The 12611-nt window shown below is 47.0% G+C and carries 12 protein-coding genes; 7 read left to right on the plus strand and 5 right to left on the minus strand.

From position 1 onward, the window contains the following. Positions 1–61: 61 nt before the first annotated feature. Entirely contained in the window at positions 62–910 is an 849-nt protein-coding gene (gene dapB, locus IE130_RS07035) for a 4-hydroxy-tetrahydrodipicolinate reductase (RefSeq protein WP_189583755.1), read from the minus strand. A gap of 183 nt (positions 911–1093) precedes the next feature. Beyond that, the gene (dnaJ, locus tag IE130_RS07040) at positions 1094–2224 is read right to left on the minus strand and encodes a molecular chaperone DnaJ (protein ID WP_189583758.1); all 1131 of its coding nucleotides are present in this window, start codon (positions 2222–2224) and stop codon (positions 1094–1096) included. A 399-nt stretch (positions 2225–2623) separates the two neighbouring features. Here dnaJ and IE130_RS07045 point away from each other — a divergent pair, with 399 nt between their 5' ends. Both IE130_RS07045 and IE130_RS07050 read left to right on the plus strand, forming a co-directional pair. Continuing rightward, positions 2624–3274, plus strand: coding sequence for a DUF2939 domain-containing protein (locus IE130_RS07045; protein WP_189583761.1), 651 nt, complete (start codon positions 2624–2626; stop codon positions 3272–3274). A 43-nt stretch (positions 3275–3317) separates the two neighbouring features. Then, positions 3318–4367: a homocysteine S-methyltransferase family protein gene (locus tag IE130_RS07050; RefSeq protein ID WP_189583764.1), complete on the plus strand. Its 1050-nt coding sequence runs from the start codon at positions 3318–3320 to the stop codon at positions 4365–4367. Between the two features lie 82 nt (positions 4368–4449). Here IE130_RS07050 and IE130_RS07055 read toward each other — a convergent pair whose 3' ends face one another. Beyond that, complete coding sequence (locus tag IE130_RS07055; protein WP_189583767.1) at positions 4450–6102, minus strand: isovaleryl-CoA dehydrogenase; 1653 nt, start codon at positions 6100–6102, stop codon at positions 4450–4452. A 67-nt stretch (positions 6103–6169) separates the two neighbouring features. Between IE130_RS07055 and IE130_RS07060 the strand changes: the two genes are divergently transcribed. Further along, positions 6170–6991 carry a PaaX family transcriptional regulator gene (locus IE130_RS07060; RefSeq protein ID WP_189583770.1) on the plus strand — a complete coding sequence of 274 codons (822 nt, stop codon included), beginning with the start codon at positions 6170–6172 and terminating at the stop codon, positions 6989–6991. A gap of 210 nt (positions 6992–7201) precedes the next feature. Here the strand turns inward: IE130_RS07060 and IE130_RS07065 are convergent, their stop codons facing one another. Then, the gene (locus IE130_RS07065; RefSeq protein WP_189583773.1) at positions 7202–8266 is read right to left on the minus strand and encodes a disulfide isomerase DsbC N-terminal domain-containing protein; all 1065 of its coding nucleotides are present in this window, start codon (positions 8264–8266) and stop codon (positions 7202–7204) included. Positions 8267–8684: 418 nt separating this feature from the next. Then, positions 8685–9389, minus strand: a complete 705-nt coding sequence (locus IE130_RS07070) for a pseudouridine synthase (RefSeq protein ID WP_189583776.1) — start codon at positions 9387–9389, stop codon at positions 8685–8687. 245 nt (positions 9390–9634) lie between these two features. Between IE130_RS07070 and IE130_RS07075 the strand changes: the two genes are divergently transcribed. The 4 genes from IE130_RS07075 to IE130_RS07090 all read left to right on the plus strand — a co-directional run bounded on the left by IE130_RS07075 (position 9635) and on the right by IE130_RS07090 (position 12496). Beyond that, positions 9635–10231 carry a YigZ family protein gene (locus IE130_RS07075; protein WP_189583779.1) on the plus strand — a complete coding sequence of 199 codons (597 nt, stop codon included), beginning with the start codon at positions 9635–9637 and terminating at the stop codon, positions 10229–10231. Between the two features lie 111 nt (positions 10232–10342). Then, positions 10343–11416 carry a YheT family hydrolase gene (locus IE130_RS07080; RefSeq protein ID WP_189583782.1) on the plus strand — a complete coding sequence of 358 codons (1074 nt, stop codon included), beginning with the start codon at positions 10343–10345 and terminating at the stop codon, positions 11414–11416. 46 nt (positions 11417–11462) lie between these two features. After that, complete coding sequence (locus IE130_RS07085; protein WP_189583785.1) at positions 11463–12005, plus strand: acyl-CoA thioesterase; 543 nt, start codon at positions 11463–11465, stop codon at positions 12003–12005. 113 nt (positions 12006–12118) lie between these two features. Next, on the plus strand, positions 12119–12496 hold the full coding sequence (locus IE130_RS07090) for a DsrE family protein (protein WP_010197632.1): 378 nt from the start codon (positions 12119–12121) through the stop codon (positions 12494–12496). Positions 12497–12611 lie beyond the last annotated feature (115 nt).

Here is a 12611-nt window from a genome sequence, read left to right on the forward strand (position 1 = left end):
CAGCACCCATCACACCAGCAATCAAGAAGCTATAATCACTCAAACATTAATCATTCAAATTTTAGTCATTTAGACCCAAAACATCTTGCATATTATATTGCCCGACTTTTTGCTGAATAACCCAAGTTGCGGCACGTACAGCACCAGCTGCAAAGGTCATCCGTGCGCGCGCGCGATGGGTAATCTCGACGACTTCACCGTCAGCAATAAACATCACGGTATGATCACCAATGATTTCACCACCGCGAATGGCATGAATACCAATAGTGCCTGCTTCGCGCTCGCCTGTTTGTCCTTCACGACCATAGACAGCAACGTCTTTTAAGTTTTGTCCACGTGCTTCTGCGACCGCTTCTGCCATCATGTAAGCCGTACCCGATGGTGCATCGATTTTATGCTTATGATGCGCTTCAATGACTTCTACATCTGCATCATTGCCAAATGCTTTTGCCGCCATGCCGAGCAACTTTAATGACAGATTAACGCCTGTTGAATAATTACCAGCATAGACGATGGCAATTTTTTCACTTGCCGTTGCCAATACTTGCTCTTGTTGCTCATTGAAGCCAGTGGTGCCGATGACCATCGCCACACCGTTAGCCGCGCAAATCTGCATATTTTGTTCAGTGGCATCAGGCAAGCTAAAATCAATCAGCACATCGATGTCATTAATGACCGTTTTTAAGTCATCGACAATTTGCACCTCTAAACGTCCGATAGCAGCGACTTCGCCAGCATCTGCACCCACAAGGCTAGATCCTTGGCGTTCAATCGCGGCGTTAAGCGTGGTTTGCGTGTTATCTTGTACGGCTTCGATGAGCATACGCCCCATACGACCACCAGCACCGATGACACCGACTCTGATGGCTTGTTTATTTGTATTTTCTTGCGCTGTTATCTGTTGGCTCATATTTTTACCCTAAAAGCTCTATATTAATAAGAAAGGTTTTGAATGCTATTTGTCGTAAGTTTAGCAAATATCACCACCTGAGTGGTTTTTTATACTTCCAATAAAAACCCCCAGTGTTTCATGTGAAACACTGGGGGTTTTGTATCTAGTCATTCAACCAAACGAGTGATTAAAACAACTCAGTTAATCGAATAAGTCACCAATCTTTTTGAAGAATGATTTTTTATGCGGTGACTGCTGATGCTTGCTATCACCGTCGAGCGTATCTTGGAATTGACGTAACAAGTCTTTTTGCTCGCGAGTCAGATTAACTGGCGTCTCGATGACCACACGGCAGATCAAATCACCTTTCATGGTCGTACGTACTGGCGTCACACCTCTGCCACGGACACGTAATAATTTACCACTTTGCGTCCCTTCTGCGACCTTGATTTTGACTTTGCCATCTAGGGTTGGAATCTCAACTTCTTTACCCAATGCCGCATCGGTAATGCTCACTGGCACGTCCATATAGAGATCGGCACCTTGGCGGGTAAAGACATTATGCGGTTTGACGCGTACTTCAACGTATAGATCGCCATTTTGCACGCCTGCGCCGCCAGCTTCACCTTCGCCCGATAAACGGACGCGATCACCATCATCAACGCCTGCTGGGATAGACACTTCTAGCGTGCGTGATTTGTCTTTGACGCCATTACCATGACAGTCAGAACAAGGGTTTCTAATCTGTTTTCCAGAGCCGCCACACTGTGGGCAAGCTTGCTGAACGGCAAAGAATCCTTGCTGCATACGAACTTGACCTTGACCATGACACATCTGGCAAGTCACGACATCAGAGGCATTTTTTGCTCCCTTACCATCGCAAGTATCGCAAGGTGCAGGCGCGGTAAAGCTGATTTCTTTTTTACAGCCGCGTACCGCTTCTTCTAGGGTCAGCTCTATGACATAACGCAAGTCTGAGCCGCGACGTGAACGTCCACCGCCGCCGCCACGTGATTGACCAAAGATATCGCCAAAGTTGCCAAAGATATCGCCAAAGATGTCTTGGAAGTTGCCGCCACCAGCACCGCCAGCGCCGCCCATGCCATTTTCAAAGGCTGAATGCCCCATGCGATCGTAAGCAGAGCGCTTGCTTTCATCGCTAAGCACTTCATAAGCCATCGACGCTTCTTTAAACTTGTCTTCGGCATCAGGATCATCAGAGTTGCGGTCTGGATGATATTTCATCGCCAGCTTGCGGTAAGCTCGTTTCACTTCCTTACTATCAGCGGTTTTATTGACACCTAATACTTCATAAAAATCGCGCTTACTCATGGGCTCTCCTATCGTCTTTACAGTGCCGCCTGCTGGTCGATTCACCAAACCAAATCAACTATCGCCTTGTTTCTGTACTCGATTGTTCTGTTAGGTTTCACATGAAACATAGCAGAACACGAGCGAATGGAAGCAATAATGGTATGAATCTTATAAGCGAATACGGCGGGATGCTGCTTAGCCAAATCAATTATTAAAAGTTTGCGCTATTTATGGAGATAGCTGAGTAATTTATCAAGCTTTGACCTCATGAAATTACCGACTCGCTAGGTTTGGTCAGATCAAAAAAGATTTTGGTAGTAAATGGACAAAGCTTTTTATACCCGCCCAAGGTTAAGTCGTGCTAATATTTAGCGCCATATTGATGCCGATTAAGTTTGCGATAAGGTAAGAATTTTTATGAAAAAACTGCTGGTTTTATTGATCATAATTGCTGTGACCATCTATGCGGGCTCACCTTATTATAGTGCTTATCAGCTCAAAAACGCTTACGATGCCAAAGACGGTGCCGCTATCGCTGCCGCCATTGATTATGAGCAGCTGCGTCCAAGTATCGAAACTCAATTGACCGATCAATTTGCCAATACCATGACTCAATATCCATTGGTTGCTGAGCTGGGCGGTGCGCCGTTAACTGACGCAGCCAATGGCTTTATCACGCAGGCAGTCGCTGGTGCCATCACCCCGCAAAACATCGAAAAAGTCATCAATACTCAAGGTCAAGCCAATAGCGCGACCAAAGAGCTGGCCGCTGCATGGGCTATCGCGAGCAATCAAGTCGACCTCAAAAACCTGATTCAAAACTTAATCATTCAGCGCGGCGATGTCAATGCAGTGGTTCAAAACCAGATGCAGCAAATCATGAAAAAACAAGCAGCGGAACTCGAGCAGCAGGCGGCACAAGGATCAGACAGCGACAAGCCGACATTGAGCTATTGCGGTATTAATTGCTTCACTATTAGCGGTCAAGTAAAAGGCTACCCGCTCACGATAGAGATGCAGCGCGACGGTCTGATTCATTGGAAAATCGTTGATATCGTGTTGCCTTAATACGCCTAATTTACTATTGCACTATCTTAGAAGTGAGATTGTCATGCCAACTCAAATAAGACCTCAGGGCATTCGCGCTCAATCTGACGCTCGTCCTCCAATCACGTTGTTAGATGGTGGAATGGGACGTGAGCTTGAACGGCGCGGTGCGCCTTTTCGGCAGCCTGAATGGTCGGCGCTGGCATTGAGTTTGGCACCAAAGAGCGTTCGTGATATTCATTTAGATTATATAAAATCTGGTGCTACTGTCATCACGGTCAATAGCTACGCGGTGACCCCTTACCATTTAGGCGCTAAATTCTTTAGTGATGGCGAACAGCTGATAGAAACGGCCGCCAAGCTCGCTTTTGAAGCTGTACAAGAAAGCAAAAAGCTTATTAGCATAACCTCTATTGCCAGTGCTGCCCCTATAATAGCCCCTGTAAAAATCGCTGGTTGTTTGCCGCCATTGTTTGGCTCTTATCGACCCGATTTATTCGACCCAAAGCAAGCACCAGTGATAGCCCGTCCATTATTAGCCGCGCAAATAGCTTATGTGGATATTTGGCTGGTGGAAACCCAAAGCAGCATTATAGAAGCGACAACATGGCAGCAGTTGATTACCGACTTTACAGAGAATGAAAACGAGGCGACGCCAAAACCTATTTGGATTGCCTTTACGCTAGACGACAGTCAGCTAGACATCACTGATAACAGCAGCGAAGCAAACCCAGTAAATACACCCACGCTACGCTCTGGCGAAACAGTAGCAGAGGCCGTTCGCACCATGATGGCTTTGGATGTGGCGGCAATACTGTTCAACTGTAGTCAACCTGAGGTCATGGATTCAGCACTGCAGGTCGCCAAAGCCATTGTCAACGAAGCAGGAGGCACGCAACAACTTGGTGTCTACGCCAATGCCTTTGCTTCCAAGCAAGTCCATAAGCAAGCCAACGCTCAATTGCGCCAAATACGCACAGACACCACACCTGAGCATTACCTAAAATGGGCCACACTTTGGCAAGCATCTGGCGCGGATATCATCGGTGGCTGCTGCGGGATTGGCGTCGAGCACATTGCCTTACTTGCCCAGCATACAAAAGATACACCGTAAAAAAGTGACGCTGGTATTTATACTACGAGCTATCTTAAAGTTCTCACAATCGCCATACACAACGCCACCCTAGCTGGATAATCTATAGCACTGCTGTGGTTGCGCCCGCAGCACGTTCAATTAATTGCGCCACTGGCGCATCGGGGCTCAAGGTGCCAAAGGTCAGCCCGTGCTCACCTGCAATACGCGAGCGGCAAAATTCCGTCGCGATGTCTGTATGATCTCCCAGCAGAAAAATCGACGCCTGTAGCATCAATGCCAAGCGCTCAATCACATAGCGACTTCGGAACTCAAGCGTCTCAAGATCCTCGAAACGTGCCGCCAAGCATTTAAGTTCGGCATCATAATGCGCATTCTTGCCAGCAGCATTTTGCAATTCAGCGAATAAGGCTTCGCGCGTTTCTGGCTCTTTGCGCAAAGCGCGCAGTACGTCAAGGCACTGCACATTGCCACTGCCCTCCCAGATAGAGTTCAATGGCGCTTGCCGATAAAGGCGTGGCAAAATGTTCTCTTCTACATAGCCGATACCGCCTAGACACTCCTGCGCTTCATTGATCAATACGGGTGCACGCTTGCATATCCAGTACTTACCAATGGCGGTCGCAATGCGTGCCAGCGCAGTCTCATGCAGATCTTTGCCGCTCATTTCAACCGCGCGAGCCACGCGCATGGTCAGAGCGATGGCGGCTTCTGACTCCAACGCCAAATCAGCCAATACATTGCGCATCAAAGGCTGATCGACCAGCAGTTTGCCAAAAGCCTCGCGCTGGCTGGTATGATGAATCGCTTGCACAACAGCTTGGCGCATCTGCGCTGAAGAGCCAATCATACAATCCAAACGGGTTAACGCTACCATCTCTAAAATTGTAACGATGCCGCGCCCTTCTATACCAACCAATTCACCGAACGCGCCATGAAACTCGACCTCAGATGAGGCATTGGACCAATCGCCCAGCTTATCTTTTAATCGCTGTATCCGAACCGCGTTGCACGTACCATCGGGCAAAAATCGCGGTACTAAGAAACAACTAAGACCACCTTCGGTCTGTGCCAATACCAAATGCGCGTCACACATCGGCGCTGAAAAAAACCACTTGTGACCGATGATCTCATAGCTTCCATCCTTTTGACGAAGTGCTTTGGTGGTATTGCGCCGTAAGTCTGAGCCGCCTTGCTTTTCAGTCATGCCCATACCGATAGTACAGCCCGTCTTTTGTTCCATCGGCAGGCTACGTGGATCATATTGTGCTGATAACAGCTTGGGCAACCATTTTTCTGCCAGAGCTGGTGCATGGCGTAGCGCAGGAATCGCTGCATAAGTCATCGACATCGGGCAACCAAAGCCAGCATCTGCCTGCGAGCCAAGATACATCACCGCCGCCCGTGCCACATGGGCCCCTTCACGACTTTCATGGCGCCAAGCAAAGCTACTCATGCCGTATTCCATCCCAGCTGCCATCAGCTCATGATAGGCAGGATGAAACTCGACCTCATCTATCCGATGACCATAGCGGTCAAAACTGCAAAGTTTAGGAGGATTTTCATTGGCAGCAAAACCACTATCAATCAAATCGCCACCAGTACGAGCGCCAAATGCACTCAGATGATCCTGCGCCCATGATCCGCCCTCGCGAGCAACCGCTTCCATCAAGGCTATGTCTGTCTGCCATGCATTATAATTTTCTAGCGCAACCGGCTGATTGCACACCTCATGTGTATTGAATTGGTTCATCATCGACAACATCCTTATTTGGTAGATCGCTTTGGCTTGTACCTTCCATAGTACAATGTTAATATTACATATGAAATCAAATATTGTCAAAAATAGTAATACTTTTTGGCCAACGCCGCGTCTTCTCCTTTTGCGACTACTGACTGTAGCGGACGAGGAAACTTTGACGGCTGCTGAGGCCGTTCGTGCGGGTGCGCTATTTGATATGACCGAAAATAGCGTGCGCGTGACCATGGCGCGGCTGGCGCAAGCTGGGCTGGTCGAAGCAGTCGATGCTGCTATTTATCGCTTGGGTGCTGAAGGGCAAAAACTGGGTGCTGATGTAGCGGCATGGTCGACGGCTGATCAGCGCGTGACAGAATGGGACAACTCATGGATCGCTGTTACCACGGGCGGCCTACCGCGTAGCGACCGCAAAGTGCTGCGCGCCTGTGCTCGCGCGCTTTCTTTGTTAGGCTTCCGCGAGCTGGATACTGGTCTCTATCTGCGCCCCAACAATCTATCGGGCGGCGTCGAAATCGTACGCGCGCGACTGTTAGATCTTGGCTTAGGAGAGGAGGCTGCCGTCTTTAAAGCCAGCGCCTTTGATTGTGTTCGACAGGACAAAGCATTGTCACTCTGGTCCGATATGCAGCTGGAAGCAAGCTATAAAGAAATCTCGCAACGGTTGCATGACTGGTCGGCTGCTAAAGATACACTACCGCGTGATACTGCCTTACGTGAAGTCTATATGCTCGGTGATGCTGGTATCCGCAGTGTGATTTTTGATCCATTGCTGCCTGCACCGCTGGTCAATGAGCGCGCACGGCAACAGTTTTTTGATACCGTCAGGCATTTCAATAGTGAAGGTCGTCGCCTTTGGTATGCGTTTTTTAAGGAAGGTAACTTATGAAAAAGGTCATTTGAAAAGCATTATAGTCAGTGAAAAGTAATATCGAACCATCACGCACTGCTGATATCACTTTTTCTTGCTTGCTGTGTCTACGCAGACATACACAGACAGAGGCTACAAAAAATTGATATCAGCAATATCGTCGCTTTTTTAGGATATTTTTACTATATTTTATAGTGGACAGACGATAAGTTATTTAATGCCCAAAGGTTATTTAATGCCCAAAAACTCTAGAAATTCAGGACTCTCAAAGCTCGCTTGGTAAAGTACGCCGTCCTCACGGTAAATAGCAGGCGTGGCTATGACTGCCAGTCCCGCCGCTTTTTCGCGATTGGGCGTCACATAATCAACATTACAGCTGGCAGCGGCTGGCGTCATTTTTCCACTCAGCATGGCTTTATTAAGGGCTTTGCGGCGGCTGTTCTCATCAGCTTGACACCAGATACCACGCATTTGCGCAGGTGACTGCTCGTATATCGGATAAGCGATGGTTTTTACTGTGACGCCTTTAGTATTGAGCATAGGAAATTGTTGATGTAGCTTACGGCAATAAGGGCAATTGACATCGGTAGCCACATAGATAATGGCTTTTTCTGCGCTGATGGCTGGGTAAGTAATCAATTGCGACTCATCTAAAGCGGCAAATACTGATTGATTTTTGCGTTTTTCAAACGTTTCATCAAGCCCGATAAACTGACCGTTTTCGATGACGGATATCTCACTGTCAGTGATGTATTGCGCATCGTCCGATAGCAAGAAAGGCACTCCTTCTAGCGTTGCTCCCCAGATAACGCCCGGCACTGCCGTATAAAAGAAAGGCGTTTTAGCGCTCATATTCTTCAGTGCACTCATATTGGCAAGTAACGATGATTTGACAGCAGCACTAACTGGCTTGCCTATTTGGTCACGATTACTGCGTACTGGCGTTTTGGTTACTACGCGCTTGCTGGGGTTTTTCTGTAGCTCGCCTTGGATGACATAGCGGCCATCCTCAGTGATATGCAATGGCAGCTGTCCTGCTAGGTTGATTTGATACATATTGGGCAACTTAGAAGGCTCAATTGAAGTTATCTGCGTCTTAATCCCTGCTTGCGTTAGCAACTGGCGCAAGCGCTTGTCCACCGACTGGCTTACCGTGCCAGCGGCTGGCGTGGTTTGCGCGCTTGAGCTGATTTTATTATTGGTAGCATCAGTGGCGCTCGGCTGGGCACAAGCTGTCGTCGCCAATAGTATCGCGCTCATCAAACCAGCAGACTTTAATAAAAATTGTTTCACGGAGACAGTCCCATTTGTTATAAAAGAGATGTTTTAACAGACGTGTTCGGCAAGTTTCTCTAACAAGCATCCACTTCATTATGTAAAAACATAGATTAAAAAGATAACGGGACTTTAGCATATGCGCTAACTTTGACAGCGATTAAAAGGCCAAATTTGCAAAATTGCTACTGAGCTTTAAGAGACAGGCAATACAAATATAGATAGGTCAATATAGATAGGTCAATATAAAAAGGATAAAGCGAGGCTGGGATAATTTTTTGCAGCCTCATACGATAATATCGTGTATCTACTTTATTCAGTATCGACTATAGCTGAAAGAAATAACAGACAGCAAAAAAGCAGCGCACTTTAATAGTGGCTGCTCATGTTAAATCTTATTTTCACAAATTATTTTAGGGTTCAATAAGGCGAAAATTTAGAATTTGGCGACTTCTTCTTCGGTTAAGAAGCGGCTATCCCCTTTATCGAGACCGTCTAAACTGATATGGCCGATACTGGCACGATGCAGCTCCGTCACTCTATTGCCAAAGTAGCCCATCATCCGTTTGACTTGATGATATTTGCCTTGCTCTAGGGTCAGACGGGCATGCGTCTCATCCATGAACTCAAGGACGGCAGGTTTGGTCTCTTCGTGATCGCCTTCTAGTAGAATTCCTTCGGCGACTTCTTTGACCGCATTTTCCTGCGCTGCGCTATCCATCGCATCAGCTAAGGTCAGCTCATAGACTTTGGCATGCTCATGCTTGGGGCTAGTGACACGGTGCAACCAGCCGCCATCATCACTGATGAGCAAAGCACCCGTGGTATCGACATCCAAACGCCCCGCGATACGTAAGCTACCCAATTCTGGTACCGAAATCAGCTCGGTGACGATGGGGTATTCTTTCGCTTTTAAGGTACATTCAAAGCCTTCAGGCTTGTGCAATAGGATATAGCGATTGCCCGCTGCGACCGACAGAGGCTCGCCTGCCCACATGACATCATCATTGACGATATCGACATGGACGCCAGGATCTTTGATTACTTGATCGTTGACCGTGATTTCACCCGCGTGCATAATCTTTTTGGATTCTTTGCGCGACAGCTCAGTGGCTTTACTAATAAATTTATCTAAACGCATACGATTGACTACCATCAGTGTTATGTTACCACTTCCAACCCTGCCGCTAACGGGATGAATTTAACGAAATCGCTAATTCTATCCGCCACGCCGAGGCTACTAGATTAGCACTTAGGCGCGACTCGCTCGTTATCTGTAAGCGTGAGAAATGGTACTATAATGAAAAATTAAATGAACACTGCACCCAATATGGCGACAGTGAAAGTTAGACAAGTTTACCATATCCTACCTAGACCTGATGAAATATGAGCTATCAAACGCTAAAACGTGCCGTCACTGCGCGCCTAGAAATCAAGAAATCTGATTTTATCGCTTATGCGTATCCAGTGCACTCACGCGAGCAAGCAATGTTTCACGTGGAACAGCTGCGCGTACAATATGCGGATGCCCGTCACTACTGCTGGGCCTATATCATTGGCGACCCTGATAACACCACCAGTGCAGGCTTCGACGATGACGGCGAGCCAAGTGGCACCGCAGGACGTCCGATATTAAACGTCCTACAACACAAATCTATTGGCAACGTCATCATCATTGTGGTGCGTTATTTTGGCGGGATCAAGTTAGGTGCTGGCGGTCTGACCCGTGCCTATGCAGGTTCTGCGCAAGCGGCGGTCGACCAGATGACCTTAAGCCCTTATGTAGCCATGGCGCAAGTACAGATACTCGCAGAGTTTGCGACCGAAGCGCAATGCCGCTATGTGGTCGAGAGTCTAAACGGCAGCATCGATGATGTCACTTATAGTAAGCAAGTCACCCTGACCGTGACGCTCGCTGAGGCAGATATTGAGACGTTAAAAGAACGTCTTGCGATGGATGGACGGGTATTGGATGACCCTTAAACTATTGATGATTTTGAGTAACCAGACGTTCACTGAAAACCATTGGTTTTCACCATTGCTAGCGTTATGATAAGCCATTGCTTTTCAATGATAATTAAATAAGACCACCCTATGTCAACTTCAAAGTCCACCAAACCTTTCTCACCCGCCCCTTTTAACCCCCCATTTTGGCTCACCAATCCACATCTACAAAGCATTTTGCCCAAGTTTTTTGCCCCAAAAGCACCTACCTACAGAAGAGTGGTCGAAAAAGACTCTTTGGATGAAAGCGATATTGCTTATGACTTTTATGATGCCCATGAGCCAACCCTAGACACAGGTAATGATGCTGCGCTGGAAGAGACACCGCTAATTGTCCTATTTCATGGGATGGAAGGCAGTAGCGACAGCCATTATGCACGCGTATTGGCTTATGAGATGCATGCTCAGGGATGGCACTTCGTCGTCGCTCACTTTCGCAGTTGTGGCGGTATTCCTGCTAGCGGACGCGTGTTTTATAATGCGGGTGACACGGGTGAGGTGCATCACGCGCTAGAGAATTTACGCAAACAGTATGCACATATTTATGCGGTTGGGGTCTCGCTTGGCGGCAATGCGTTGGCAAAATATATGGGTGAGTATGGTGATAAAGCATTATGCGATGGCGCAGTGGTTATCTCTGCTCCCGTCGATATGTCATCGGCTGCGCTGAGTATGCACAGCTTTTTGAGCCATCGTATCTATACACCGTATTTGCTTAATCCTATTATCAAAAAAGCATTGGCAAATGATATAACCAAAGAGGAGATTGCCTCTATTAAGGCGGTCAATCGTATCAGCGATTTTGATGATATCTTCACCGCGCCGCGTCATGGCTACCGTTCCAACAATCACTATTATCAATCTTCCTCTGCCCTCCCGTATTTGATCAATGTAACCAAGCCTTTACTATTAATCAGCGCCAAAGACGACCCTTTTATCGGCTTTACCGCCACGCCAAATGATGTCTCTGACAGCGTCACCATCCTCGACACTAAGCACGGTGGTCATATCGGCTATCTGCGTTATCGTTCAGACAAAAAACAGTCACAGAGTGAGCAGGCAAAGGGTAAAAAAGCCAAAGCCTCAAAATTCGATATCAATTGGATACCCGAAACCGTCAGTGCTTATTTCAATTCTATTGGCGTACCTTCCAATAATAAATAATAATCTGACACGCTAAATCCTACCTTTTAACTTTTGAGACTGCTCTATGTATCCTTTTCTTCGCTATGCCAGTACCATCGCCTATGCCGCGCTGCAAGTAAAGAGGGGCGATACCTTAACGTTTAAAGATACCAGCGAGATTAAGTTGCGCTGCCGGTTGTCAGATATTGATAACTTCTTAGAGATGAATAATGGGCGCGTGCTAACCCTCTATGACATGGGGCGTACGGACTTTGCAGTACGTACCGGACTGGGCAAACAGCTGTTAAAAAATCGCTGGGGCTTGGTGGTCGCAGGCAGTACCATTCAGTATCGCAAGCGTATTCGCGCCTTTGATAAAGTAACGATGAAAACGCACATTGCAGGCTTCGATGAACGCTGGATGTATATTGAGCAGTCGATGTGGGTCAAAGGCAAACCCTGCTCGTCTGCCCTATTACGTACGGGCGTGACCGAAGGCGGTAAAGTCATCGAAACGGCACGTGTGCTTGCGGCCTTAAATCAGTCTGATTGGAAGCTACCGCCAACTGGCTATGTCGCTGAATGGATTGAAAGTGACAGTGATCGTCCATGGCCACCAGTAGGTTAAGTAACTTAAGCAATACTATTTGATAACAATACAGTATATAAAAAAGTATAATAAATGGTAGTCTATTAGTCAGTCAGTTATTTACTATGACAAAACGCTAATAGGAGAACCATATGATTAACACAACAGATTATGTCGGTACGTTATTTGATAATAGTGAATCAAATCCAAGCAAAATTACCCTAGCCTTCACGATGGCAGGCGTGGCGCTTAAAAAAGGTCATTCTGCCTCAGTGATATTGATGGTAGATGCGGTACATTTGGCATTGCCGAACGCTTTAGATAACGTCAATATTGGCGCACCGTTTGAACCTGCTGGCGAGTTGTTAGAAGCCTTTATCGAAAAAGGCGGTCAAGTATTGGTCTGTAGCGCGTGTATGAAACATGGTGGCGTAGAAGAATCGGCCATTGATAAACGCTTCACGGTCATCAGTGGTGATGATGTGGTTGAGCTGCTGATGAATGCGAAAGGGTCGTTGCAGTTGAATTAAGAAGCTAATTGTTAAAAGTGGGTTAGACTTTAAATTGCTAACCCACTATTTTTGCTAAAAACTTTACATACTCATTATTTAGATTTATAAAATAGAAATCAGAAGGTTATATTTT

The organism is Psychrobacter glaciei (assembly GCF_014652895.1).
Taxonomy (GTDB): domain Bacteria; phylum Pseudomonadota; class Gammaproteobacteria; order Pseudomonadales; family Moraxellaceae; genus Psychrobacter; species Psychrobacter glaciei.